The organism is Rhodococcus sp. Q1 (assembly GCF_004153645.1).
GTDB classification, from domain to species: domain Bacteria; phylum Actinomycetota; class Actinomycetes; order Mycobacteriales; family Mycobacteriaceae; genus Rhodococcus; species Rhodococcus gordoniae.
This window is the reverse complement of sequence record NZ_SDMJ01000003.1, coordinates 541802-566113: the sequence shown is the minus strand read 5'-3', so window position 1 is coordinate 566113 and position 24312 is coordinate 541802. Positions and strand designations below refer to the sequence as shown.

The following is a 24312-nucleotide window of genomic DNA, read 5'->3' as shown; positions in this document are numbered from 1 at the left end:
CGCGACGACCGGCTCATCCCATCGATTTCGCGCCGTCGAGGGATTCACGGATGATGTCGGCATGACCGGCGTGCTGTGTCGTCTCCGCGACGATGTGCAGCAACGCGCGGCGCACCGACCATGTCTCCTCGATGTTCCACGGCGCCTTCGGAAGTTCATGGATCACGTCCAGCGACGGCAGTGTCCGCACCAGCTCGTCCGTCCTCGCCGCCACCTCGTCGTAGGCGCGCAGCGCTCCTTCGAGGGTCTCCCCCGGCTGCAGCTGGAAGTCCTTCTCGCGCTCGGCGAAATCTTCCTCGGTCCACTCGGTGAAATCCTTCTCGATGTAGTCGGCGCCGACCACAAGGAAATCCGCCCATCCTCTCTCGACCTCGGTGACGTGCTTGATGAGGCCACCGATCGTCAAGGCGCTCACAGTGGTTCGTTGGGACGCCTGATCGGTTGTGAGATCGCGGGCAGTGAACCGCAGGAAATGCCGCGCGTGGGCCAGGCTCGACAACACATCGCGGCGTTCCTGGTCGAGCCTCGGCGTGACGTTCTCGGTGGTGGTCTCGGTCATCGGGTGCTCCTCGTCGTCGTGGTTCGGTGAGAACTACGCTACGAGCTATTGGTGCCAGTTCCTGTCACTTATTGCTCCGAAGGTGCGGAAGAATGCGACCATGTCCGACACGAGCTCCCGCACGCTGCGACTTCTGTCGCTGCTGCAGACCCACCGCTACTGGCTCGGCGCCGACCTCGCCGAGCGGATGGGCGTCTCGCTGCGCACCCTGCGCCGCGATATCGAGCGGCTCCGCGATCTCGGCTACCCGGTGCGGTCGGATCGCGGAGTCGGCGGCGGATATCAGCTCGCGCCGGGCGCGTCGCTGCCTCCCCTGGCCCTCGACGACGACGAAGCAGTCGCGCTCGCTGTCGGTCTACTCACCGCGGCCCAGACCTCGATCACCGGGATCGCCGAGATCTCCGTACGCGCGCTCGCCAAGGTCATCCAGGTGATGCCGCCGCGACTGCGGCGCCAGGTCGAGGCACTGGACGCGGCGACGGTCTCCGCCGACACGCCGTGGGCGACACGCGCGACCGATTCGCAGCAACTGGTCACCGTCGCGCGCGCGTGCCGCGACGACGAACGCATCGTGTTCGACTACACCGCGGCCGACGGGACCGCGACGAGCCGACGCGTCGAACCTCGCCAGCTCGTGTCTCTCGGGCGACGCTGGTATCTGGTCGGGTACGACCTCGACCGCAGCGACTGGCGCAGCTTCCGGCTCGACCGGATGACCGAGGCCGCCGCCACCGGGATGCGCTTTCGCCAACGCGACCTGCCCGGCGGCAATGCCGCTGCCTTCGTCGAAGCCGGAATCCGCGGGCGCTCCCACGTGAAGGTCAGCGCCGAGCTGGCGGCCTCCGAGCACGAGGTGCGCCGACGGATCGGCCAGTGGGCCGAGGTGATCGCGATCGACGCCGACCGGTGCCGGATCGAGGTGGACGCCGACAGCCTGGACTGGGCGGTCTTCGCCGTGGGCATGTCCGGTGGCCGGTTGCTCGGCGCATCTCCCCCGGCGTTCGTCGAGCACCTCGCGGAGTGGTCGAATCGCCTGCTCGCAGGTGCCGAGAGACCGGATTCACCATCTCCCGACACGGTATGACCCCCCTCACAATCGGATCGGCATCGGAATGTCGCCGGGACGCGAGCGGTTGCGCCACCCATGGACTTGTTCACACCGGTAGCTCTCGGAGACCTCGAACTCGCGAACCGTATCGTCATGGCCCCGCTGACCCGCCTGCGTGGTGGTTCGGCCGGCGTACCCGGAGATCTGATCGTCGAGCACTACCGTCAGCGGGCGAGTGTCGGCCTGATCATCGCCGAGGGAACCTATGTGAACTTCGAATCCCAGGCCTTCGTCGGCCAGCCCGGAATCGTCACCGACGAGCAGGTCGCCGGTTGGCGCCGCGTGGCGGAGGCCGTGCACGACCGTGGCGGCCGTATCGTGGTGCAGTTGATGCACGGCGGCCGCGTCACGCATCCCGCTGTGAACGGTGGTCGACGCGTCGTCGCGCCGAGCGCCCTCGCGATCGACGGCCAGGTGCACACCGAACAGGGTAAGCAGCCCTACCCCGTGCCCCACGCACTGACCACCGACGAGATCCCTTCCGTCGTCGACGACTTCGTCGCATCGGCCCGCCGAGCGATCGACGCCGGACTCGACGGCGTCGAGGTCCACAGTGCCAACGGCTATCTGTTGCACGAATTCCTCTCTCCCGCCTCCAACGTGCGGGCCGATCAATACGGCGGTTCGGTGGAGAACCGGATCCGGCTGGTCGTCGAGGTCGTCACGGCCGTGTCGGACGCCGTCGGTGCCGGACGCGTCGGACTGCGGATCTCCCCCGAACACAACATCCAGGACGCGGTCGAGACGGACCGCGACGACGTCCACGCCGTCTACGGCGCTCTGGTCGACGCCCTGCAGCCCCTCGGTTTGGCGTATCTGTCCGTCCTGCACAAGGAGCCGACCGGAGATCTGGTGCAGGAACTGCGGAACCGATTCGGCGGCAAAGTGATCGCCAACAGCGGATTCGGTTCGCCGACGACCCGTGACGAAGCCGTGCAGCTGATCGAGGATTCGCACGCCGACGCCGTGGCGGTCGGTCGCGCGGTGCTCGCCAATCCCGACCTGGCCGAGCGGTGGCGGGACGGACAGCCGGAGAACCCGCCGCGTCCCGAACTGTTCTACGCGTCCGGAGCCGAGGGGTACACCGACTACCCGTTCCTGCAGACAGTCTGAGCGGAGAACTCACCGCTCCTCGAAATCCTTGCGCGCCGAACCGTTTCTCGCCGCCGCTGTAGCGCGGGCGAAACCCGGTTCGGCGCGTGAGGTCGTCTCGGCGTCCAGGTGCAGGTCGGGCATCATCCGTTCGAGCATCGGTCGCCACCGCTCGACGTGGTCCGGGAAGCACGTGCGCAGCACCTCGATCAGTGCCGTCGGGGCGATCGAGGCGCCGGGTGATGCGCCGAGCAGACCGGCGATGCTGCCGTCCGCGCTCGTCACGACCTCGGTACCGAAAGTCAGGACACCGATCCTGCGGCGATCGGGCTTGACCAGCTGGGCCCGCTGCCCCGCGTCGATCAACTCCCACTCGGAATCCCGCACATCAGGGCAGAATCGCTGCAGCTGCCGAAACTTCCGTGTGCGGGACGCAAGCAGTTGGCCGATGAGATAGCGCACCAGCGGCAGATTCTGTATCCCCACCCCCAGCAATGGAGCGAGGTTGTGGGGGCGCAGAGTGGTGAACAGATCGGTGAGCCGGCCGTGCTTGAGCAACCGTGTGCTGAACGTGGCGTACGGACCGAACATGAGCCATTCGCGCCCGTCGACGATCCGTTTGTCGAGATGCGGCACCGACATCGGCGGGGCGTCCACGTCGGCCTGGCTGTAGACCTTCGCTGCGTGCCGCGACACCACATCCGGATCGGCGGTGCGCAGGAACTGCGCCCCTACGGGAAAGACCGCGAAGCCTCGCACCTCCGGGATCCGGGCCTTCTGCAGCAGTTTCAGGGCATACCCACCGGCGCCGACGAACACGAACCGGGACCGGACCGAGAACCGCCCCGTCTTCGTGCGTCCCGAGACCATCCACCGCCCGTCGGCGGTGCGGCGCAGTCGTGTGACCTCGTGTCCGGTACGAATCTCGGCGCCACGACGGCGCGCGTCCGACAGCAGTCGATGTGTCAGGGCGCCGAAGTCGACGTCGGTGCCCGCCTCGTAGCGCGTAGCGGCGACCGGTTCCGATCCGGTGCGACCGGCCATCACCAGCGGCGCCCATCGGGCGATCGTGTCGGGGTCCTCGCTGTACTCCATCGCCGAGAACAACGGTGATCGCTGAAGCGTGGCGTACCGCCGGCGTAGGTAGTCCACATCACGTTCGCCGAAGACGACATCCATGTGCGGCGTCGCGTTCACGAACGTCGCAGGTGCGTCGTCCGGCTCGTCTAGGGAGTCCCAGAACTGCCGTGAAATCCGGAACTGTCGGCCGATCTCCTCGGCCCGGGTCGAATCCGTGGGATCGGGCATGTAATTCAGCTCACACAGGCCGGCATGTCCGGTCCCGGCATTGTTCCACGGGGCACTGCTTTCCATCGCGACCTCATCGAGTCGTTCCAGGACGAGAATCGACCGATCGGGTTCGAGCCGTGCCAACAGTGCACCCAATGTCGCCGACATGATGCCGGCACCGATCAGGACGGCGTCGTACTCGGGGTCGTCGTACTGTGTTCCTTCGGCAGAGTGTCTCCGACTCACCGTCATTCACCTGCTTTCGTCGTTGTCGATCATCAGCGTGCGCCCTTCCCCACTCATCCGTCCAATGAGATTCCGCGGTCAGTACCATGCAGATATGGATTGGTATGTGACGACCGAGACCGCCGCCGTGGCTCCGCTACTCGTTGCCTTCGACGCCGCGGCACGCGAAGGCCACATCACCCGGGCGGCAGATCTACTCGACGTCCCCCAGTCCTCGGTCAGCCGCCGTATCCGGGCACTCGAGAAGACACTGGGCGTGACACTGTTCCAGCAGTCCGGGCGCGGGGTCGTCTTGACGACGGCCGGACGAGAGTTGCACGAACGCATCCGACATCTGATCCGTGAACTCGACGGCGCGATCACCACCGTGCGCGAGCACGCCGATCCCGACCGCGGCGTCGTCCGCTTCGGGTTCCCACTCACCCTCGGACCGGTGAGCATCCCGTCGCTGCTGGCCGAGTTCCACCACCGCGCACCCGGAATCCGGCTCCACCTGGTCCAGGCTCACGGCGAAGCACTCGCCGCGATGGTCCGCGACGGCCGGCTCGATCTCGCCGTCATCATCCCTCCGCCGCAGGATCTACCGGTCACCGTGCTCGCCCAGCAGAAGCTGTTGCTCCACCTCCCGAGCACCCACCGACTCGCCACGCGTGCCCGGCTCGACCTGTGTGATCTCGCGGACGACCACTTCATCGCGAGCCCACCGGACTACCACATCCGAAGGGAACTCGAAACTGCGTGCACCGAGGCCGGATTCGAGCCGCACATCGCGTTCGAGATCAGCGAGTTCGACACGATCCGCGCACTGGTGGCGAAGGGCCTCGGGGTCGCACTCCTGCCTCGCTCGGAAACGCCCGTGACCGGAACCGCCACGATCCCGGTCACCGGCATCGAGAACCGCACGGTCGGATTGACCACCGGGACACGGACGCCCTCACCGGCAGCGGCGCGACTGCACGCCCATATCACCGAACACGCCGACAGATTCGATGATCGCCGGGTCGATCCATAGGGATTGCTCAGCTGTCACTCGTGCCGATGATCGCGGTCTGTAACGCCGCACCACCGTTCGAGCGCGTCGCTCAGTCCGTCCGTCGAGCCCTCCCCCACCCATGCCACATACCCGTCCGGGCGCACGAGCACAGCCGACGGCGCATCCACCCCACCGAGGACCGGCAACTCCCATGCGCCGTCGTAGCGCGCTCGCACGTGGCCGACGTGTTCGGGCAGGGTCCCGAAATCTGTTGGCGGAACATCCAATTGCAGCATCAATGGATGGGCCTGGTGCATGAGTTCGAACACGCGCACCGACTCCTCCTCCACGACGATGTCGAGATCCGGCATCCGCCGCCCCACCAGTGGATGACCTTCGCCGAGGTCGTAAGTGACGTCGAGACCGGAGATCAACGCTGCGATCGGCGATCCGGCGTCGTCGACGCGGAGCATCTCGTCGATCAGATCGCGCAGGGCCTCCTGACGCGGATCGGCTTTCTGGAACAAGGATTGCGCCATCGTGAACTTCAGCGCTCGCGCCCCGGCCGGGTGCCGTTCGGCGTGATAGGTGTCGAGCAGTTCGTCCCCCGATGTCCCTCGCACGACCCGCCCGAGTTTCCAGCCGAGATTGACGGCGTCCTGGATGCCCAGGCCGATCCCGAGTCCCCCGGTGGGCGAATGCACGTGTGCGGCGTCGCCCGCGAGCAGGATCCGGCCGGCGCGATAGGTCGTCGCCTGCCTGGTCGCGTCGGTGAATCGCGAAAGCCAGGTGGGAGCGTGCACACCGAAATCGGTACCGAACACGTGGATCAACTCTCGTCGCAGGTCGTCCAGCGTCGGCGCTGCGGCCGGGCCCAGCTCGGCCTCGGTCACCACCACCCGCGCGCGGCCCTCTCCCATCGGATACAGCCCGTGGACGCCGCGTTCATCGATCGTGGCGTCGGTGGGGAGTTCCTCGGTGACCCGCACTTCGGCGATCAGGCTGCTCCGTGTCGCATCGGGCCCTTCGAGTCCGATCCCGGCCTCGCGGCGCACGACACTGCGACCGCCGTCGGCGCCCACCACGTACCGAGCCTGCACCGACTCCCCTGATGTGAGCCGAAGGTGGACGCTCCCCTCGTCCGCATCGACGCCGACGACCTCCGAGTCCCGTCGGATCCGCACTCCGAGTTCCTCGACCCACTGCAGTAACAGCCGTTCGACGTGGTTCTGGAACAACGCCAGCGTGTACGGGTGGCGGGTGGGTAGGCGCCCCACATCGAGCCGGGTGCCCCCGAAGGTCGCGGTGTTCACCGTTCGCCCCTCGGAGAGAAAGCGCTCGGCGATCCCTCGTTGATCGAGCAGTTCGATCGTGCGGGCATGGATACCGCCACCCCGTGACCCTGCGAGTTCCTGCGATGTGCGACGTTCGAGTACGACGACGTCCGCTCCGGCCAGGCGCAACTCCCCCGCCAGCATCATTCCCGTCGGCCCGCAACCGACCACTGCTACCTCGTGCATGTCCACCCCTCTCCACGACATCGGACGGGCAGTATGAGCCCCGGGGTGGGGGTTGCGGCAAGCCCCCACCTCCGCGATACCGTGGAAACGGGACGGGACGACCAGCGTCCCGGGTCAGCCCCCGAGGATGCGTTCGATCGCGTCCAGGGTCGCCGGAATTCCGCTGCGGGCGGACTGTTCCCGTGCGGCGATCCGAGCAGGTGCCCCCGCCCCGAACTTCTCGTGGAAGAACGCCAGTCCGGCTTCGGTGAACTCCCAGGTCTCCGTCAGCTCCGTGCCTGCGTCCGCGGGCTTGATGATGTAGCTCCAGCGCACGAGGCCGGGACCGACCGACCACGCGAACTCGCGGCCCGGAGATGCGACGACGACCTCCGACCGTGTCTCCCAGGTGCGCTCGGGGGTGACGTTCCGTCCGGTGAAGAAGGACCCGACCTCGGGGCCCTGACCTTCGTCCCACCAGCATTCCGCGCAGACGGGAGACCATTCACCTGTGCGGGTGACATCGGAGACGAGGGCATACACCTCGTCGGGGGTGGCGGAAACGACGACGGAGGATTCGAAGGTCAGGGGTGTGGTCTGCATGGCTGCCATCCTGCCCTGTCGAGATCACCGCGTCGCGCCGTACTGCCCCGACCGGATCGCCGGGACGGCTACGCAGCGACGGCGCTGCCCTCCACACGCGCCGGCACGGGTTCGGCCGCGACCGAGGTGAACGGTGTCTTCACCGGACACTCGTCGTGGAGGGATTGCACGCAGAGCTTTCGCACGATGCTCGCAAGACCGAGTGTTGCTTCGAGCATGGCGAAACGGTCGCCGATACAGGTCCGTGGGCCACCCCCGAACGGCAGATACTGCCGACGCAACCGATTTCCTGGTCGCCCCGGCGCGAACCGCTCCGGATCGAACTTCTCGGGTTCGTCCCACAGTGCAGGATCACGGTGGAATGCATAGATCCCGACGACCGTGTTCGTGCCGGCCGGGATGCGGTAACCATCCACTTCCACGTCCTGCATCGCCATCCGCCCGGTCGTGGCCCCGGGCGGACACATTCTGAGCGACTCATGGATCACCTGGACGGTACAGGGCAGATGCTCGATATCGTTCGCTCGCAGGGGACGGTCCCCCAAGTCGACAGCTTCCGGCGCCACGCGCTCTTGAATTCCGGGATTGCGTCCGAGTTGCCACAAACTGTAGGTCAGAGTGGTCGCGGTGGTGTCGTGACCGGCGAAGAGAAAGGCGAACAGGTCGTCGCGAATTTCCTTGTCGGTGAATGGCTTACCGGTGGCCGGATCGGTGAGTTCGGAGATCCGATCCGCGTGAACCGCCACGTGGTTCCTGGTGAACAAGGGCTGCAATGCCCGGCGTCGGGCACCCACGGTTCGTGGGGAAGATCGAACAGGTTGTTGCCGCCCCACAACCGTTCCTGGACACAGACCGTCATCTCCTTGTCGAAAGCCCCGTCGGAGCCGCCGCGAACATCGTGGGCGTCCTGAGGCGAGGTGACGATTGCGAAGGTCGGCGCCCATCGAGCGGGACGGAGGTGGACGAGGGTGACCGGTCCACCCGGCATCAGGAACGAGGCACTGCGCAACCGCATTCTTGGTGAACTGCACGGGTGAATTCGTCTGCAGGCAACAGTTCGACCGAATGTCAGGATCGAACTTCGAACTGCAATTCGATCCGTAAAGCGCTGCTCCCGTGTCGATGTGTGCTTATACTCGCGCAATGTTGATCATCGGGATCATTCTGTTCGGGCTGCTCGTCGGCGCGGCGGCACAGATCGTCGTGGGCAGATCCGGGACCGGGATCGATTGGACGCTCGCGTGCGTTGCGGGCATCGGCGGTTCGTTCGCCGGCGGTCTGCTCATCAGCCTTCTCGCGGGTGACGGACTCGAACTGCGGCCCAGCGGGATCATCGGCTCGCTCGTCGGCGCGATCATCGTGACGGCTGCCTGGTCGGCATGGAAGGCGCGCTCGCGTCGGGCGTAGCTGTCCGAGCGACCACCGGCCCCGCGAACGAGCAGCGACTGCTCGACATCGAGCCGGGAAATCCAGTGTGCCGCCGCGACGGTCGCTCAGGGGCCCGAGCACTGATCTCGATCATTCGTCGGAAGCGTCGTCGAAGCTACGCCGCGCCTCCTCGATGTAGGGAAGATTCGTCGACGCCCATAGCAGGAGGGCGTCGATCGGTTCGCGCGCGGTCTTCCCCAGCGGGGTGATGCGGTACTCGACACCGACCGGTCGGGTATTCACCACGCGGCGTTCGACGATCCCGTTGCGCTCGAGTCTGCGCAGCGTGTTGGTCAGGGATTTCTGCGTGACCCCGGGAACGGCGCGGCGCAACTCGTTGAAGCGACGCGGCGCCTCGCACAATTCGGTGAGCACGCTCAGCGACCACCTGTCGAGGATCTGCCCCAGCAGCTCCCGGTGGGCAGCGAGGGCCAGCAGATTGTGATCAGCGGTATCCGTCATGAAACCTGGTTTCGTTGAAGTGACTTTCGGCTACCAAGTATAAATCGGATACCAATCGGATTCGATCTCAGGAGTAGCCCGTGCCCGTCACGTTGTTCAGCCCCGCAGGCATGCTGCCGAACGCGCCCTACCATCACATCGCCGTCGCCACCGGAACACGGCAGGTCCACGTCGCCGGCCAGGTCGCGCACACGCCGGACGGTTCACCGGTCCCCGCCGACCTGGCCGGCCAGGTGTCCCGGACGCTGCGCAACGTCGCCCGGGGCCTGGCCGGAGCCGACGCGAGCTTCCACGACGTCGTGCGCCTGACGTTCTACGTCACCGACTGGCACCCGGAGAAGATCGAGGCACTCATGACCGGCGTTCGGGCCGTGGCGCACGAGATCGGACTGCCCGATCCGATGCCGCCGGCGTCGCTGATCGGAGTCGCGGCGCTCTACGAACCAGCAGTGCTCGTGGAGATCGAAGCGACCGCGGTTCTCGAGGGGTGAGCGTCGTTCGTCGGTCAGGCCGCGCAGACCTCGAAGATGGGGAACCCATCGCCGCACGCCGTCGCATGGAACGCGACCCGCACCCGGGCGTCGGCGCAGTCGGGGAACGATCCTTCGATCTTCGAGTACAGCCACGGCCCGGCGTCGAGTTCGACGATCGCGAGCGTGACGGCGGTATCGTCCTGCGGGCCACCGTCGAGAGGCTCGACGACCTTCCAGGACACGATCGAACCGGTACCGGAGCAATCGGCGGACTCGAGATTCGCGCTGCCACAGGAGGAGCAGCGCACTGTGTCGGGAGCGAGCAGCGTCGTGCAACTCCCGCAGCGCAGGATGGTCATGCGGCGCTGCGTCGCGTGGGGCGCCATCGCGGTCCTTCCGTCAACGAGAATGTCCGAGCCACAGCAGCAATCCGTCGCAGCAGGGGCGAGACCCCCGACGGGCCGATGACGTGGCTCCGGTCATCGGCCCCCATTCGAAGGTAGGCCTCGGTAGGGGGCTTGCCATCGGTACGGGAGCACACAGATCAGTGTTCCATGCTGGTCTCAGCGCACAATCCGGGGTTCTTCCGCTGGGACTTTCGGGCTGCCGTGCCATGTGGGGACGAGGGCCCGAACATCGCCGTGAACTGTAGGTTTTCCCCACCGGCCGGTGACGCACCTCTCCCTGGCACCCGGTGCCGTACGCAGTCACTGTGCGCACAGCCCGAAAGAGACCCCGAACAGTGTGCACGTACCCCGGTGAAACGAACACCCATCCTCCTCAGCCTGGATGAGCAGCGAGCCCGCTGCGTCGCCGCGCTGGGTCACCCCGCTCATCGCGGCCGTCTCCCCTGCGGATCGACCGGCCCCAGACATTCGACCGGTTTGTGAGGAGTTCTCCTGTGACGACCGCACGCGACGTGCGCGCGCCATCCGCCCCCCGCGACGGCCCGGGGGCCGAAACCCCACCTGGCCTTCCGACCGCTGTCCGCCGACGCGAGTTCCACGGTGCCAGCCCCCAGGCTCGGCTGCTGCCGGCGATCGACGGGACGGGGTCCGCCCCGGTCGCACTTCCGAATTGTGGCGGATCCTGGGTGGAAGGACCACGTGCGGGTTTCGACCGGGTGATGCTCTACCTGCACGGGGGTGGCTTCCTGTGCGGAGGGATGCGCAGCCACCTGCGTCTCGTGTCGCGAATCTCCGACGCGGGACGAACGCCGGTGCTGATGGTCGACTACCGGATGCTGCCGAAGCACTCGATCGACGACGCCGTCGACGACGGGGTGGATGCCTTCCGCTTCCTTCTCGCCGCGGGGTACCGGCCGGAGCAGATCGTCGTCGCCGGGGATTCGGCCGGCGCCTATCTCGCGTTCATGGTCTCGCTGACACTGCGCGACCGGAGATTGCCGACGCCCGGGGCGATCGTCGCGTTGTCCCCGCTCACCGAGTGGGATCCCACCCGCAAGCTCGGACATTCGAACGCGGCGCGGTGCGCACTGCTGCCCGGCAAGGCGCTCGAAGCGCTGGCGGGCCTGGCCGGTCTCGGGGACGAGCGGGATCGGGTCTGTCCCGCCGATGCTGATCTGTCGGGACTTCCGCCCACACTTGTCCAGGTGGGATCGCACGAACTGTTCCTGGTGGATGCGGAGTCGATGGCCGAGCGTCTCACCGAGGCCGGCACCGCATGCGAGCTGCAGGTCTGGGACCGCCAGGTACACGTCTTCCCGATCGCTGCCGATCTGCTACCCGAAGGGATCCGGGCGATCGGCGAGATCGGACGTGTCGTTCGGGCCGTCGTCCCGGGCCGCCGGGCCGGATGACCGCCCTCACCCGGGCGGCAAGGGGCTTTCGGGATCCGGTGCGAGCACGGTGGGTCCGAGCCAGTGACACAGAGCCAACGCGTTCTCGAGATCGAGTCGATGTTCGCGCACGCTGTGACCGATCTGCTCCTCCGCCTTGCTGATCCGATAGGCGACCGAATTCCTGTGCAGGTGCAGCCGTTCGGCAGTCGCCACGAAACTTCCTCCACTGGTGAGGAATTCGCGGAGGGTGTGACGTAGCTGCGCGGCGCCGGGATCATCTGCGGCGAGCCGGCCGAGCACATCACCCACCCACGCACGCACCCAATCGAGGTTCGTGCACATCAGCGCCACCGCCCCGACCTCGTCGATCGAGACGAGCCGCGGCCCCGGCAGCTCGGACGTCAGAGCCACCTCCCGCGCCTGAGCCGCCTGCCGATGGGTGCGGACGAAACCGTCGATGCCCTCGTGAGGTGCGCCGAGCGCCACACCGACGGGTCGCTGCCACGCCGCAACGATCTCGGTCAACATGCTCGCATCGACGTGGTCGACCGCACCGAGCGGTATCCACGCCCAGGCCGTGTACTCGTCGGACTGCTCGAACAGCGCTCGACCACCGACTCCGAGGTGCTCGGTGAGCACCGTCACCGCCTGCTCGAGCCCGTTCCATTCGGTCCCGGACCGGTCGCCGCCGGCCACCTGGATGTCGTCGGTCCAGACGATCACGCCGAGATGGTGCTGCCCGAGCCGATATCCCAGGGTGCGCTCGGCGTCCCCGACCTCGATGGGACGTCCGGCCAGAATGTCCTGGATCCGGGCGGTGCGGGAGGCATTGCGGTTGAGCAACCAGGTGTCGCGTTCCGACTCGTACACTCCCAGCAGCGTCTGGGACACCCCGTCGATCCCGGCCGAGAGCCTCATGAGGATCTCCACCCCCGCCTGCGTCACCGCGCCGGCATCCTCGCTGAGTCCCGCCAGCGCCTCGAGATACCACCGCATGATGCTGTCCTGTGCAAGCCGATTGCTCCGATCCACCACCGAGACCGGGAAGCCCTGCCGGGCCAACATCCGGACCAACGCATACGATGCGGCCGGTATCTCGATCTCGTCGCGGTCGTTTCTGAGAAATCGGGTGATCGCGTCGACACCGTCCTCGGCGGTCTGCTCGAGTGCGCGACGAGTCGGGCGATCCTGGGACATCGCGTCGATCTCCGGGGAGATCCGCTCGAACATGTACCGCATGATCTCCGAGCGCCGCGTGATCGACAGATCGGCCGCCGCGTCGATCAGTGCACGCGTGTCCGGTGCCGGATCGCCCACCGCGCGGGCGCCCCGTCCGATCTCGTGAGCATTCATCGTTTCCGTTCCCGGAGCGTGCCGCCTCCGTCGAGGTGCGCTGCCTCGACGGTAACGGCTCGATGCGGGCGGCGACCGCGGATCGGCGGCGTTGATTCGGACACGATCGTGCCGACACTCACCCCGGGTGTTGTCCTGACCCGTCGGCCGCGCCGCCTAACCTGTCACGGTGAGTGAATCAGGCCGAGCGCGGTTCGACGCGATCGAGGATGCGTTGGTGCGGGACGACCGCCTGCGGTTGTTCTCGTTCGCCACGGCCGAGAAAAGAGTGGACTACCTGTGGGTTCTGCGCGCATTCGATCACGCGCGCGGCAACTATTCGGTGCTGCTGCACGCCGGGGACGTCGAAAACGTCCTGACCCGGCTGCCCGGGGCGACCAGCGACGACGTCCCCGATTCCTCCGAGATCCCGGCGCTGCTCGAGCAGTTGCACGCATGGGGTGTACTCGAACGCAGCTACGACGGCACCCGTGCGGCGACACTCGCCGAATATCGCAACCGGCACTATGTCTACCAGTTCGGGCAGGCCGGTTACCGGGTGTTCCGTGCCGTCGAGGATGTCCTGTCGTCCCGCGGTGAGGATGTGTCGCTGTCGCGCCTCGCACTCCCCGACCTGCTCGCCGACCTGAACGATCTCGCCGACGCGAACGCGGCCGGCGACGGCGAACTGGTCTACCGGAAGCTGAGTCGGCTCGACGCGACCTTGTCGGACATGGCCGAGCGCGCCGCCCGCTTCTATCTCGTCCTCGGCGACCTGGTGCGCACCACCGAGGTCACCCCGGAGACCTTCCTCGCGCACAAGGATGCGTTACTCACCCACATGCGCGAGTTCAGCACCGACCTGGCCCGCTATGCTCCGAAGCTCTCCGCGGCCCTGGACCGGGTGCAGGCCACCGGCGTGCAGAAGCTCACCGCGGAGGCGGCCCGGCACGACGAGCGGGTGTTGCTGTCGTTCGAGGAACGCGAAGCGGACTGGGCGCAACGCTGGTGGGGCATCGAACACTGGTTCGTCGGTGTAGGTGCCGAGCCGAGCGAGTCCGAACGTCTGCGCGGCGCGACGATCAACGCGATCTCGGCGGTGCTGGGACTGTTGCGCCGGCTCACCGAGCAGCGGCGCGGAGGCGTCAGCCGCGAGTCGCAGCTGCGGCATCTCGCCGGCTGGTTCGCCGCGGCACCATCCGAGGACGCCGCGCACGCGCTGTTCGGGGCGGTCTTCGACCTGGGCCGCCCCCGGCATTTCTCCGTCGCACATCCCGATGCCGACGTCGTTCCGGTCACCCGGTCGTGGTGGGAGGCGCCACCGGTCGAGATCTCCCGCACTCTGGCCGAGACCGGTCGCCGGCCCGCGGCGGGGGCGCCGGGGCGGATCCAGCGCAACGATGCCGGGGTGCGCCGGTTGCGCGAGACCCAGCTCGAGAAGCAGCGTCGCCGGGCCGAGGCGGCTCGTTCCCTCGCCGCCGGTGGGGTGCGCGAACGGAAGCTGAGCGAACCGGAAGCGGAGGTGCTGTTGAGCCTGCTCGACGCGGCGTTGTCGGCGCGAGTCCCCGTGAGGGGCCGGGTGCGCAGCGACGATGTCGCCTCCGGCACCCAGAACGGGGTCGAGCTCACACTCCGCCCGAGCGGCGAGTCCACCGTGGTGCACACCGCGCGGGGGCGCCTGTATCTGGACGGTCTGTCGGTGGAGGTGCGGTGAGGGCGCGTTCGATCCCGTCGGTCGAGTTGGATTCGTATCAGCGTGCTGCCCGGCTGGTGCTCACCCACCATCTCGTCACCGCGACCTTCCCCGACCGTGCGGCGCTGGCGACGGTGCGCCGCTGGGCCACCGAGTTGCGCGACGATCTGCTCGCCACCTTCGGATACCGGCTCGAGGTCACCGAGACCACCGCGCGGCTGTTCACCGTCGCCGATCGTCTCGACGCGGGTGCGGGCACGTCGACGCACACGGGTCGGCCGTTCGACCGTCGCCGGTACGCCTATCTCGCGTTGGCGATTGCGGCGCTCGGTCGTGGTGCCGGCCAGATCGCCCTGTCCGAACTCGCCGAGCACGTCGCCTCCGAGGCGGGTCGGGTGAACGGTGTCGAGCTCGACACCGAACGCGCCGCCGATCGCGATGCCTTCGTCGACGCCGTGACCTGGCTCGGTGTGCGCGGCGCGATCACCCTCGCCGACGGTGATGCCGGTGGGTGGGCGAGCGACCCCGAGCGCGGTGAAGCGCTCTACGATGTCGACCGTGCGGTCGTGCATGCCCTGTTCCGGCCACCGCGGGCGTTGCAGCATCTCGAATCGGTGTGCGGTCTGCTCGGCAATGCGGGTGCCCCGCATTCGGATACGGCGGAGGTTCGGCGGCGGGTGCGACGCGCAGTGGTACAGCGCCCCGTGGTCTACGCCGACGACCTCGACGAGGACGAGGCACTGCAGCTGGCGTTGCGCCGCACCACCGACGACGTGGAGTTGCTGACCGGCCTCGTCTGCGAACGTCGCGCCGAAGGCGTTGCGCTGGTGGACACTTCGGGACGACTGTCGGATCTCCGGTTCCCGAACACCGGGACGGTCGCGCAGGTCGCCCTGCTGCTGGCCGGAGAGATGTGCGACCGCGTCCTCGACCCCGACACCCCGGCCCCGCCCCGGTTGCCGGTCCCCGCGGAGACACACGACGCCCTCGTCGCCGCCGTCGATGCCGCGATCCCGAGGTCGACGGTATTCACCCCGCTCGCGGTGTCCGACACTCCGATACCGCACGAGCAGGCCGAGAACGACGACATTCGCGCACCGCTCGAGCATCCTTTGCTCGAGGATTCGTGGCTGGCAGGCACCGTCGGGCGTCTCGTCGACATCTACGGCCGGACCTTCGCCGCGCAATGGCAGGCCGACCCCGCCGGACTGACCGAAGCCGCGGTGGACATGCTCGACCGGCTGCGGCTGGTGGCCCGGGTGGCGGGCGGGGTGCTCGTCCTGCCCGCGATCGCGCGCTTCCGCGGCGTGACGGTCAGTGTGCGTGAACGGGATCCGGAGATCGACCTGTTTCCCGAGTCCACCCCGCCGACAGTCCCCGACCCCGATACGACCCCGACGGAGATCTCATGAGCAGCGCCCGATTCCGCCCCACGCGTGCCGGGATCATCAACCTGTGGGACTACCGCGACCAGGAGTTCTCGTTCGCCGACGGGCGACTGGTGCTGCGCGGACCGAACGGGTCGGGCAAGACGAAGGCCCTCGAGGTGCTGTTCCCCTTCGTGCTCGACGGCCGCATCGAACCGCGACGCCTGAACCCGTTCGCCGGCGAGGAACGCACCATGCGCTCGAACCTGCTGTACCGGGGGCAGGACAGCGCCCACTCCTATGTGTGGATGGAATTCTGCCGCGGCCGCGCCGACGACCCGGAAGCCGTCACCGTCGGCATCGGCATGCGCGCCACCCGCGGCAACGACAAGGTGACCCGCTGGCACTTCGTCGTCGACGGCCGTGTGGGCGTGGACTTCTCACTCCTCGACGACGAGGACCGCCCGCTCACCCGCAAGCAACTCGCCGACCGGATCGGAGCCGACGCGATCACCGATCGCCCCGTCGACTACCGGGGCGCGATCGACGCACGCATGTTCGGACTGGGCGCGCAACGCTACGACCAGCTGATCAACCTGATCTTGACGCTGCGCCGCCCGCAGCTCGCCAAGAACCTCGATCCGAAGGGCTTGTCGCAGGCCCTGACCGACGGACTCCGCCCCCTCGACGACGACCTCATCGTCGAGGCTGCCCGCTCGTTCTCCGCCATCGAGGAAGTCGAGCGCACACTCGAATCTCTCGCGGCCGCCGACGACGCGGCGCAGCAGTTCGTCAAGGTGTACTCGAAGTACATCCGTCAGCAGGCCCGCACCGCTGTGGACAAGGTCGCCGTTCGTCTCGGGGTGGTCGACACGGCGGTCCGGTCGCTGCGTGAGGCGTCCGAGGCCCGCACCGAGGCCGCCGCCGCACGCACCGCCTCGGAGGAACAGCTCCTGGTGGCCGAACGCGACCACGAACAAGCGCGCACCACCCTCGAGGCACTCCACCGCTCGAGCGCCTACGAAGGCAAACAGCAACTCGACGACCTCGCGTCGGCGGTGAAGAACCTCGAGCGCACCACCGCCGCGCAGGGCGAGCAGGCGAACCGCGCCCAGGCCGTGGTGGCCGACCGGCTCCGCGATCACGGCAGTGCCCGCGACGCGCTGGAGACGGCGACGGCGACGCGTCGTCGCACCGAGGACGGGCTGAGTGCGGCAGCCGAGGACGCCGGCATCACGTGGAGCGGTCTCGACGACATCGAACGGACCGAGCAGCTCAACGCGGCGATAGACGCGCTCGCCGAGGAACGCGACGCCGACGTGCGCGCCGTGCGCAGTGCACTGTCCCATCTCGACGGTGCCGCCGCGGCGCGATCACGGGCCGAAGCCGCGGCGGTGCGTGCCCGCGCGCAACGCGACACCGCGTCGGCCGCGGTGGAGACTGCCGAGACCATCGTCGAGCTGTCCCGCAGCGAGATCGCCGCCGAGCTGGGCCGGTGGTGGTCCGATCGCGCCGAGACCTTCGCGGCCGTGGGTCTGTCCACTCCGGTCTTCGAAGCGCTCGACACCGCCTTCGGAACCGTCGGTCAGGACGATGCGCCGGCTCCGGCGGCGGTGTTCGCCGAGCACACCGGCCCGGTGCTCGACGACCTGCGGTTCCGGCGTCGCGTATGCGGCTCGGAGATCGAGTCGCTCGGCACCCGCATCGCCGAACTCGAGACCGAACGCGCCGCCGTCGCGGCCGAACGCGACGACGCTCCCCCGGTATTCCTCGCTCGCACCGGCAACCGTGACGATCTTGTCGGCGCCCCGCTGTGGCAGCTCGTCCGGTTCCGCGACGACGTGTCGACACAGGACGCCGCCGGTATCGAAGCGGCATTGCAGGCCGCGAACCTGCTCGACGGGTGGATCACCGATGGCGACCTGCCGGACATCGAGTCGGAGCAATTGTTGGTGCCGTTGGCGCCCGAGCACCGGCCGAGCGGTCCCACGCTCGCGGATGTACTCGTTCCCGAGCCCGACACGGCCGTCCCCGAGGAACGGGTCGCCGCGGTGCTGTCGTCGATCGCGTGGGCCACCGACCCCGGACCGGGCGCGCGGGTGTCGGTCGATGCGCACGGCGGGTTCCGGCAAGGAGTGCAGCTCGGTCGCCACGTCAAGGAGCAGGTCGAGTTCATCGGGGCCACCGCCCGCGCCCGGCGTCGGCAGCGTCGCATCGTCGAACTCGAGACCACCATCGCCGAATGCCGCGCCGACGTGGAGTCGCTGCGCGAGCAGGATCGCGAGATCGGCGACCGGCTCACCGCACTCGACGACGCCGCGAAGTCGTTGCCGCGCACCGGATCCGTGCTCGCGGCGCTGCGCAAGGTTACCGAATGCGCCGGCGCGCTGCGGACCGCATCCGAGTCCGCGACCGCCGCCGACCGCGACCTGGACCAGGCGATCGCCGCGATCGCCACCAAGGAACAGCACCTGCGATCGACGGCCGGCCGGCACCGGGCACCGCTCACTGCGACGGAACTCGACAGTCTCGACGCGGCCGTGCGGCACTTCCGTTCGCAGGCTCAGGCCCTGCAGCGCGCCCTGCGCGAACAGGTCACCTGTGGCGATCGGCTCCGCGACACCGATCTTCGCCTCGAGGAAGCACGGGCCTCCGCCGAGAACGCGGCCGAACTCGCCGCGGAGAACGCCGAAAGACTGGCCGACGAACAGCAGAAACTCGCGACGCTGCGCGAGTCCATCGGGGCGAGCGCCGACCGCCTCGACACCCAGCTCGACGAGGCGCGGCGCAGGATCGAGATGACGAAGACCGCCGAACGGACCGCCCGCAAGGCCCACGAAGCGGCGCTCGAACGAATCGGCAAGGCCGACGCGGCCCATACGGGCGCCGAGACCGCCCTGCGCTCGGCGCTCACCGAGGCCCGGGCCGACGCCGACACACTCGCGCCGTTCGCCCGCCGCGACCTGCTGATACTGCTCGGTGTGGACACCGAACACGTCTGGCCGTCCAGCGCGGCCGCGTGGCTCGACGCCGATCAGCTCGCCTATCGGATCCGGCAGTCCCCCGACAACCCGGTCGACGTACTGCCCACCGAGGTCCTCGCACTGTTCCGCGCCCTCGACACCGCCACCGAATCGGTCACGACCTCCGAGTCCACTCGCAAGTCCACCGCCTCGGCGCTGACGTCCGCACTGCAGGAGTTCGACGCCGAACTCGCCCGGAGCCGCGACTACCGGCTGCACTGGGACGCCGCCGAGGGCGTCACCGTCGTGCAGGTACAGGATGAACAGGGCTACACGTCCGTCGCGGCCTTCGCGCAACGTATCGCCCGAGCGCGGCAGGAACAGGAGACCCTGCTCACCGACTCCGAACGGCGCATCCTCGAAGACGCGCTCCTCACCGGTCTCGCGCAGCAGATCCACGAGCGCACCGTCGACGCCCGCGACCTCATCGCCCGGATGGGTACCGAGATGCGGCAACGGCACATGTCCTCGGGCAACACCATCGGCGTGCACTGGGTGCTCGCCGACCATCTCGACGAGCCGGCCCGGGCGGTGTGCAAACTCCTCGACCGCGACGCGTCGATGCTGGCACCGGACGATCTCGCGGGGATCCGCGCGCATTTCGCCTCGCGGATCCGCGCGGAGCGGGCCGCGCACCCGGAACGGTCGTACCCGGAGATCCTCGCCGCGACGCTGGATTACCGCCGGTGGCGGGTGTTCTCGTTCAGTCTCATCGGTGCGGACGGCAGCGAGGACCGCCTCACCCCGGCCCGGCACTCGGCGTTGTCCGGTGGCGAACAGTCCGTCTCCCTGCACCTGCCGTTGTTCGCGGCGGCGCACGTGATGCTCGATTCGGCCGACCCGCACGCGCCGCGCCTGCTCGCCCTCGACGAGGCCTTCGCCGGCGTCGACGACACCGGTCGCAGCGAACTGCTCGGTCTGTCCGTGCAATTCGACCTCGATCTGTTCATGACCGGTTTCGACCTGTGGATCACCTATGCGGGCGTGCCGGGGTGCGCGCACTACGACCTGTCGCATTCGGTGGCCGAGCACACCGTCGCCACCACGCTGCTGGTGTGGTCGGGGGGCGAACTGCTCGCCGAGCACGACGGGTCCGATCTGGAGAGCGCGCTGGGATCTCCGCGGACCCGTCGGGTCGCACGCCCTGCGGAGGGGGCCTTCGAGTTCGCCTGATCATGACGACGGTCACTGCGGCGTGTTGCTGGTCGATCGGGGCTCCCCCCTTGCCTCGCGGTCCTACGATCCGGAAGATGACGAGGCTTCGGGTATCCAGACTCATCGTCGGCGCCGCGACCGTGGTCGGCCTGCTCCTGGGCGCGGGCCCTGCGGCAGCCGCACCGGCACCGGGCGCGCGGGTGACCGCGTCGCCGGACGGTTTCATGCTCGACGGTCGGGCCTGGTGGCCCACCGGGTTCAATGCCTACCAGCTCGCCACCGATTGGTCGGTGAACTGGGGATGCGGCGCCATGGTCGACCTCGACGCCTATTTCGGCGCGCTGCCGCCGAATTCGCTCACCCGATTCAATCTGTTCCAGGCGCTGGCCGTCAACCGGTTCACGGGACAACTCGACTTCGGACCGATGGATGCGGTCTTCGCGGCGGCCGAAGCGCACGATCAGATGCTGCTACCTGTCCTGGCACCTCAGGACGGTGCGTGTGAGGACGAGGTCTTCAAGGGCCGGCAGTGGTACGTCGACGGCTGGACCGAGTTCACCCCGGGCCACGAGCGGGTGGTGATGAGCTACCAAGACTGGATGCACACTGCCGTCGCCCGCTACCGGGATTCCCCCTCCCTCGCGGCGTGGGAACTCATCGGCGAGCCGGAGACGAGTTCCTGCACCGACGCCGCGTGCTATTGGTGGACCCGGTCGTGCGAGCCCGGGGCCGCCCAGGTGCTGCGCGACTTCTTCGATACAGCCGGTGCCGAACTGCGCGCTGTCGACCCCCGCACCTTGATCACGGCGGGGTACACCGGAGGCGGCCAGTGCGGAACCCAGGGCGACGAATACCGGTTCGTCAGCGCCTCACCGTATGTCGATGCCGTGCAGTACCACGACTACGGTGCCGACGGCGTGCCCTTGCCCGGCGATCAGTGGAACGGTCTCGCCCGGCGAGTCGCGCAGGCCACGGCCGTCGGAAAGCCGTTGCTCGTGGCGGAGATCGGCGAACTCGCCGGGTCCTGCGGGGCGCTCGTCGACCGCGCCGACCACATCACCACGAAGATCGAAGGTCAACGCGCCGCCGGCACTGCGGGTGCACTGCTGTGGGCGTTCGTACCCGACCCGAGGGAAGCCGACTGCACCTACGACATCGGATTCGACGACCCACTGTGGGATGTGGTCGAGGACCTCGGTTCCCTCGAGCCCTCCACCGTCCCGAACGCGCAGTTCTCTCCGTAGGAACAGTACTCACACGTCGACGGTGAAGTCGAGGTCCACATCGCAGGCGGCCTGTCCGGCGCAGATCCCCCAGCTCTCGGTCGGGATGTCGCGCGCGATCACGGTCACGTGGTCGGCGGGGATCGCGAATGCGCCGAGCCGCTCGGTGATCTCACGGTAGAGGCGCCGCTTGGCGTCCACGCTGCGTCCGGCAAAGCAGTCGACGATCACCAAGGTGTAGAGCTCGGGTGATGTCAGGAGAATTCATCTGCGGGCGGTGAGGAAACTCTTCCGCCTCTTGTCGGGCATCGCCGCCGGCGCGTCGTCGGTTCTCCGGTGGCGCCGGAGGTTACCCACGCACACCCGTCCCACGAGCGCAGGGTGGAACAGACAGCTCGGCGGATCCATCAGGCTGCTGACCCGCAGGAATCGGTCGACGACCACGGGATCGTTCTCGGCAGCGGCCAGGACACGCGCCACATACGCGTTGCCGAGTCGGGTCTGCACGCTGCGTGAACCTTCGACCTCGGGCAGCGCCAGATCCGCGCCGACCGCGAGCTGCCACGCGGCGCCGATGGGTTTCCTCGCGGCCCGGAAGAATCTGCGGGACAGGTCGTCCTCACCGCGCCGCAGGCAGTCCCGCAGCGACATCGCTTCGACGGCGGCTACCGTCATGCCCTGACCATAGACCGGATTGAAGCTGCAGATCGCATCGCCGAAGACCAGCAGTCCATCCGGGAAACGGTGCATCCGCTCATAGTGTCGCCATTGGCTGGACGGGAACTTGTGCTGTGCCAGCTCACCGAGGGGTTCGGCGGTACGGAGCGCGGCCACGACATGCTCGGGCGCGTACGCCTCCACGGCGGAGATCATGCCGTCCAGGCGCGGTGGCGGTTCACGACCAGCCATGGCGGCGACCGTGAACAGCCACGTGTCGTGCTCGTAGCCGAACAGCGCCATGCCCGCGGGGCGACCCGGCACGGCGCCGATCAACACCATCTTCTCCATCGGTGTGCCCGGCGCGAGTCGCAACAGCTGGCTGCGATACACGACGTGGACGACGACATGCTCCTCGACCGGTCGCCCGTAACCGAGTTTCTCGAGACCCGCCGGGGTGCGGGCTCCGCGCCCCATCGCGTCGACCACCAGATCCGCCGTCAGGCTCCGAACACCCTCGCGGCTGCCCACCTGTACTCCGGTGATCCGGCGGCGGTCGGGTGTCGTCGTCAGGTCGCCGACGTTGTGCCCGTCGAGGAGAGTGATGTTCGGGATGGCGCGCACGCGCCGCCGGACATGATGTTCGAGCAGCGGCCTGCTCGGCACGTAGGTGGCTCGGTGGTCGCGGAAGCGACCCGACGGCGCCAGCCGGTGGCCACCGAGGACGAAGTGCATCTCCGACAGGTCGCCGTCGGCGATCACCGGTGCGCCGTCGGCGATCAGTTCGTCGAGGATACCCGGGAACAATTCGTCCATGGACCGGGCGCCGCGGGCGAGAAGCCCGTGTCCGTGCCGCCCCTGCGGTACCCCGTGGCGGTTCTCCGCACCGGTCGGGAGGACGTCGCGTTCGACGACCGTCACCGCGCGGTACGAGTCGGCCAGTGCACGGGCCGCGAGCAGACCGCCGACGCTCGCGCCCAGAACGATTGCATGGTCACCGATCTTGTCCATCTCGTCATCTCCGTCGGCCGGTCGACTGTCGCGCACCTACGTGCCTGTACACGAAGTCTGGGGCGGCGATCGTCGACGGTCGCGAGTAGCGCACTACTCGATTCGGAATCCGGTTGCCCGGCCGCGGCGGCGCTGCTTCGATCGGAGCCATGAACGACCGCACACGTCTGACGCGCAAACCCGAACGCGGCACCGACGATCCCGCCGTCCTGCACCGCCTTCTCGACGAGGCCCGCATCGCGCACGTGGGATTCGTGCGTGACGGATCGCCCGTGGTGCTGCCGATGGCGATGGGACGCGACGGAGACCGGTTGCTGCTGCACGGTTCCACCGGCGCCGGGATGTTCCTCGCCGCCCGTGCCGGAATCGAGGTGTCCGTCGCGGTGACACACCTCGACGGACTCGTGTTCGCCCGGTCGGCCTTCGACCACAGCATGAACTACCGCAGTGCCGTGCTGTTCGGAGTGGCCACACCGGTCGTCCCGGACGAGAAGGAACGTGCGTTGAGGGTGGTGAGCGAACATCTGATGCCGGGACGCTGGGACGAGGTCCGGTCGCCGACCCCGAAGGAGCTGGCCGCCACCACCGTCCTGGAGGTGCCGCTCGCCGAGGTGAGCGTGAAGGTCCGGGCCGCCGGTCCGGGTGAGGATCGCGGGGACGGCGAGGACCACTCCGTGTGGGCGGGAGTGGTGCCCCTGCGTACCGTCGCCGACGATCCGATCCCGTCACCGATCACCGGTTCCGCGAGCGCACTACCACGTTCCGTGCGCGCACTCCTGTGATCTCGTTCGGAGTGTCCGCCGTGTCCACCCCCGATTCCGGCATCGGTGATGAAAGGATGCCCGGGTCGGGGGAACAGATCGGAGTCGCCGCGAGTGCCACCAACGTCCGTGTCCGTGAAAGCCGCACGCAAGCGGCTCGGTGAACTGGTCCGAGAGGTCAACGACGACACTGTCGCCGTCGAGATCGTCGGCAAACGTGGCACGGGCGTCCTGATCTCCCAGGACCGTTACGCGGCGCTGCAGGAGGCGACCTTCCTGCTGCGCTCCCCCGAACTGATGGACAGCCTCCGCCGCGAGATGCAGCGGGCGCTGCTCGAGGACGCCGAGCCGGCGGACGAACCGCCGCTACGATCCGCTCGCCGGCGCACGAAGAACAAGAAGAAGCGGAAGAAGCGCCATCGTTCTCGCTGAGCGCCGACCTGCCGGAGCGTCGTCGGTCCGTCGTCCACAACAGTTCGGGCCGGATCGACCCATCCCGTACGTCTGCACACCGTCACCGTCCCCGTCCCCGTCACCGTCATCGTCACCGACGACC

The 24312-nt window shown here is 68.2% G+C and carries 22 protein-coding genes; 12 read left to right on the top strand and 10 right to left on the bottom strand.

Features of this window, described 5'->3' with window-relative positions:
* Positions 1-13: 13 nt before the first annotated feature.
* Complete coding sequence (locus EQ874_RS11190) at positions 14-559, bottom strand: DinB family protein (RefSeq protein ID WP_129976784.1); 546 nt, start codon at positions 557-559, stop codon at positions 14-16.
* 100 nt (positions 560-659) lie between these two features.
* Between EQ874_RS11190 and EQ874_RS11185 the strand changes: the two genes are divergently transcribed.
* Both EQ874_RS11185 and EQ874_RS11180 read left to right on the top strand, forming a co-directional pair.
* Positions 660-1643 (top strand): YafY family protein, encoded by a 984-nt coding sequence (locus EQ874_RS11185; RefSeq protein ID WP_165369234.1) that lies wholly within the window; start codon positions 660-662, stop codon positions 1641-1643.
* Between the two features lie 60 nt (positions 1644-1703).
* Positions 1704-2780, top strand: a complete 1077-nt coding sequence (locus EQ874_RS11180; RefSeq protein WP_129976782.1) for an alkene reductase — start codon at positions 1704-1706, stop codon at positions 2778-2780.
* 9 nt (positions 2781-2789) lie between these two features.
* On the opposite strand, the gene mqo is transcribed toward EQ874_RS11180, so the two are convergent.
* Complete coding sequence (gene mqo / locus EQ874_RS11175) at positions 2790-4301, bottom strand: malate dehydrogenase (quinone) (RefSeq protein WP_129976781.1); 1512 nt, start codon at positions 4299-4301, stop codon at positions 2790-2792.
* 88 nt (positions 4302-4389) lie between these two features.
* Between mqo and EQ874_RS11170 the strand changes: the two genes are divergently transcribed.
* Positions 4390-5307: a LysR family transcriptional regulator gene (locus tag EQ874_RS11170; RefSeq protein WP_242496714.1), complete on the top strand. Its 918-nt coding sequence runs from the start codon at positions 4390-4392 to the stop codon at positions 5305-5307.
* A 14-nt stretch (positions 5308-5321) separates the two neighbouring features.
* Here the strand turns inward: EQ874_RS11170 and EQ874_RS11165 are convergent, their stop codons facing one another.
* From EQ874_RS11165 to EQ874_RS11155, 3 genes are all read right to left on the bottom strand, one after another.
* Positions 5322-6788 (bottom strand): FAD-dependent monooxygenase, encoded by a 1467-nt coding sequence (locus tag EQ874_RS11165; RefSeq protein ID WP_129976780.1) that lies wholly within the window; start codon positions 6786-6788, stop codon positions 5322-5324.
* Positions 6789-6902: 114 nt separating this feature from the next.
* Positions 6903-7379, bottom strand: a complete 477-nt coding sequence (locus EQ874_RS11160; RefSeq protein ID WP_129976779.1) for an SRPBCC family protein — start codon at positions 7377-7379, stop codon at positions 6903-6905.
* Positions 7380-7438: 59 nt separating this feature from the next.
* A complete protein-coding gene (locus tag EQ874_RS11155; RefSeq protein ID WP_242496713.1) occupies positions 7439-8143 on the bottom strand; it encodes a cytochrome P450 in 705 nt (234 codons plus the stop codon).
* Positions 8144-8513: 370 nt separating this feature from the next.
* On the opposite strand from EQ874_RS11155, the gene EQ874_RS11150 reads away from it, so the two are divergent.
* The gene (locus tag EQ874_RS11150; protein ID WP_129976778.1) at positions 8514-8777 is read left to right on the top strand and encodes a GlsB/YeaQ/YmgE family stress response membrane protein; all 264 of its coding nucleotides are present in this window, start codon (positions 8514-8516) and stop codon (positions 8775-8777) included.
* A 111-nt stretch (positions 8778-8888) separates the two neighbouring features.
* On the opposite strand, the gene EQ874_RS11145 is transcribed toward EQ874_RS11150, so the two are convergent.
* Positions 8889-9260, bottom strand: a complete 372-nt coding sequence (locus EQ874_RS11145; protein ID WP_129976777.1) for a helix-turn-helix domain-containing protein — start codon at positions 9258-9260, stop codon at positions 8889-8891.
* 80 nt (positions 9261-9340) lie between these two features.
* Between EQ874_RS11145 and EQ874_RS11140 the strand changes: the two genes are divergently transcribed.
* Positions 9341-9751, top strand: coding sequence for a Rid family hydrolase (locus EQ874_RS11140; protein ID WP_129976776.1), 411 nt, complete (start codon positions 9341-9343; stop codon positions 9749-9751).
* 14 nt (positions 9752-9765) lie between these two features.
* Here EQ874_RS11140 and EQ874_RS11135 read toward each other — a convergent pair whose 3' ends face one another.
* Positions 9766-10119, bottom strand: coding sequence for an OB-fold domain-containing protein (locus EQ874_RS11135; protein WP_064064061.1), 354 nt, complete (start codon positions 10117-10119; stop codon positions 9766-9768).
* A 707-nt stretch (positions 10120-10826) separates the two neighbouring features.
* Here EQ874_RS11135 and EQ874_RS11130 point away from each other — a divergent pair.
* Positions 10827-11552, top strand: coding sequence for an alpha/beta hydrolase (locus tag EQ874_RS11130; RefSeq protein ID WP_129976775.1), 726 nt, complete (start codon positions 10827-10829; stop codon positions 11550-11552).
* A gap of 6 nt (positions 11553-11558) precedes the next feature.
* On the opposite strand, the gene EQ874_RS11125 is transcribed toward EQ874_RS11130, so the two are convergent.
* Positions 11559-12887 carry a helix-turn-helix domain-containing protein gene (locus tag EQ874_RS11125; RefSeq protein WP_129976774.1) on the bottom strand — a complete coding sequence of 443 codons (1329 nt, stop codon included), beginning with the start codon at positions 12885-12887 and terminating at the stop codon, positions 11559-11561.
* A gap of 232 nt (positions 12888-13119) precedes the next feature.
* Between EQ874_RS11125 and EQ874_RS11120 the strand changes: the two genes are divergently transcribed.
* The 4 genes from EQ874_RS11120 to EQ874_RS11105 all read left to right on the top strand — a co-directional run bounded on the left by EQ874_RS11120 (position 13120) and on the right by EQ874_RS11105 (position 21348).
* Positions 13120-14580 carry a TIGR02677 family protein gene (locus EQ874_RS11120; protein ID WP_129976927.1) on the top strand — a complete coding sequence of 487 codons (1461 nt, stop codon included), beginning with the start codon at positions 13120-13122 and terminating at the stop codon, positions 14578-14580.
* On the top strand, positions 14577-15971 hold the full coding sequence (locus EQ874_RS11115; RefSeq protein WP_129976773.1) for a TIGR02678 family protein: 1395 nt from the start codon (positions 14577-14579) through the stop codon (positions 15969-15971). The genes EQ874_RS11120 and EQ874_RS11115 overlap by 4 nt, the downstream gene beginning before the upstream one ends.
* On the top strand, positions 15968-20122 hold the full coding sequence (locus EQ874_RS11110) for a TIGR02680 family protein (RefSeq protein WP_129976772.1): 4155 nt from the start codon (positions 15968-15970) through the stop codon (positions 20120-20122). Before EQ874_RS11115 ends, EQ874_RS11110 begins: the two co-directional genes overlap by 4 nt.
* 77 nt (positions 20123-20199) lie before the next feature.
* The gene (locus EQ874_RS11105) at positions 20200-21348 is read left to right on the top strand and encodes a beta-mannosidase (protein WP_129976771.1); all 1149 of its coding nucleotides are present in this window, start codon (positions 20200-20202) and stop codon (positions 21346-21348) included.
* A 9-nt stretch (positions 21349-21357) separates the two neighbouring features.
* On the opposite strand, the gene EQ874_RS11100 is transcribed toward EQ874_RS11105, so the two are convergent.
* A complete protein-coding gene (locus EQ874_RS11100; RefSeq protein WP_242496746.1) occupies positions 21358-21558 on the bottom strand; it encodes a tautomerase family protein in 201 nt (66 codons plus the stop codon).
* A 33-nt stretch (positions 21559-21591) separates the two neighbouring features.
* On the bottom strand, positions 21592-22995 hold the full coding sequence (locus tag EQ874_RS11095) for a 2-polyprenyl-6-methoxyphenol hydroxylase-like oxidoreductase (protein ID WP_129976770.1): 1404 nt from the start codon (positions 22993-22995) through the stop codon (positions 21592-21594).
* Between the two features lie 149 nt (positions 22996-23144).
* Between EQ874_RS11095 and EQ874_RS11090 the strand changes: the two genes are divergently transcribed.
* Together EQ874_RS11090 and EQ874_RS11085 are read left to right on the top strand one after the other, a co-directional pair.
* Entirely contained in the window at positions 23145-23777 is a 633-nt protein-coding gene (locus tag EQ874_RS11090; protein ID WP_129976769.1) for a pyridoxamine 5'-phosphate oxidase family protein, read from the top strand.
* 114 nt (positions 23778-23891) lie between these two features.
* On the top strand, positions 23892-24188 hold the full coding sequence (locus tag EQ874_RS11085; protein ID WP_242496712.1) for a type II toxin-antitoxin system prevent-host-death family antitoxin: 297 nt from the start codon (positions 23892-23894) through the stop codon (positions 24186-24188).
* The last annotated feature ends 124 nt before the right edge of the window (positions 24189-24312 follow it).

What these genes read in the sequence shown, in the direction of transcription:
- EQ874_RS11190 (WP_129976784.1), bottom strand. Translation starts at nt 559, where the DNA reads ATGACCGAGACCACCACCGAGAACGTCACGCCGAGGCTCGACCAGGAA.
- EQ874_RS11185 (WP_165369234.1), top strand. Translation starts at nt 660, where the DNA reads ATGTCCGACACGAGCTCCCGCACGCTGCGACTTCTGTCGCTGCTGCAG.
- EQ874_RS11180 (WP_129976782.1), top strand. Translation starts at nt 1,704, where the DNA reads ATGGACTTGTTCACACCGGTAGCTCTCGGAGACCTCGAACTCGCGAAC.
- mqo (WP_129976781.1), bottom strand. Translation starts at nt 4,301, where the DNA reads ATGACGGTGAGTCGGAGACACTCTGCCGAAGGAACACAGTACGACGAC.
- EQ874_RS11170 (WP_242496714.1), top strand. Translation starts at nt 4,390, where the DNA reads ATGGATTGGTATGTGACGACCGAGACCGCCGCCGTGGCTCCGCTACTC.
- EQ874_RS11165 (WP_129976780.1), bottom strand. Translation starts at nt 6,788, where the DNA reads ATGCACGAGGTAGCAGTGGTCGGTTGCGGGCCGACGGGAATGATGCTG.
- EQ874_RS11160 (WP_129976779.1), bottom strand. Translation starts at nt 7,379, where the DNA reads ATGGCAGCCATGCAGACCACACCCCTGACCTTCGAATCCTCCGTCGTC.
- EQ874_RS11150 (WP_129976778.1), top strand. Translation starts at nt 8,514, where the DNA reads ATGTTGATCATCGGGATCATTCTGTTCGGGCTGCTCGTCGGCGCGGCG.
- EQ874_RS11145 (WP_129976777.1), bottom strand. Translation starts at nt 9,260, where the DNA reads ATGACGGATACCGCTGATCACAATCTGCTGGCCCTCGCTGCCCACCGG.
- EQ874_RS11135 (WP_064064061.1), bottom strand. Translation starts at nt 10,119, where the DNA reads ATGGCGCCCCACGCGACGCAGCGCCGCATGACCATCCTGCGCTGCGGG.
- EQ874_RS11125 (WP_129976774.1), bottom strand. Translation starts at nt 12,887, where the DNA reads ATGAATGCTCACGAGATCGGACGGGGCGCCCGCGCGGTGGGCGATCCG.
- EQ874_RS11110 (WP_129976772.1), top strand. Translation starts at nt 15,968, where the DNA reads ATGAGCAGCGCCCGATTCCGCCCCACGCGTGCCGGGATCATCAACCTG.
- EQ874_RS11105 (WP_129976771.1), top strand. Translation starts at nt 20,200, where the DNA reads ATGACGAGGCTTCGGGTATCCAGACTCATCGTCGGCGCCGCGACCGTG.
- EQ874_RS11095 (WP_129976770.1), bottom strand. Translation starts at nt 22,995, where the DNA reads ATGGACAAGATCGGTGACCATGCAATCGTTCTGGGCGCGAGCGTCGGC.
- EQ874_RS11090 (WP_129976769.1), top strand. Translation starts at nt 23,145, where the DNA reads ATGAACGACCGCACACGTCTGACGCGCAAACCCGAACGCGGCACCGAC.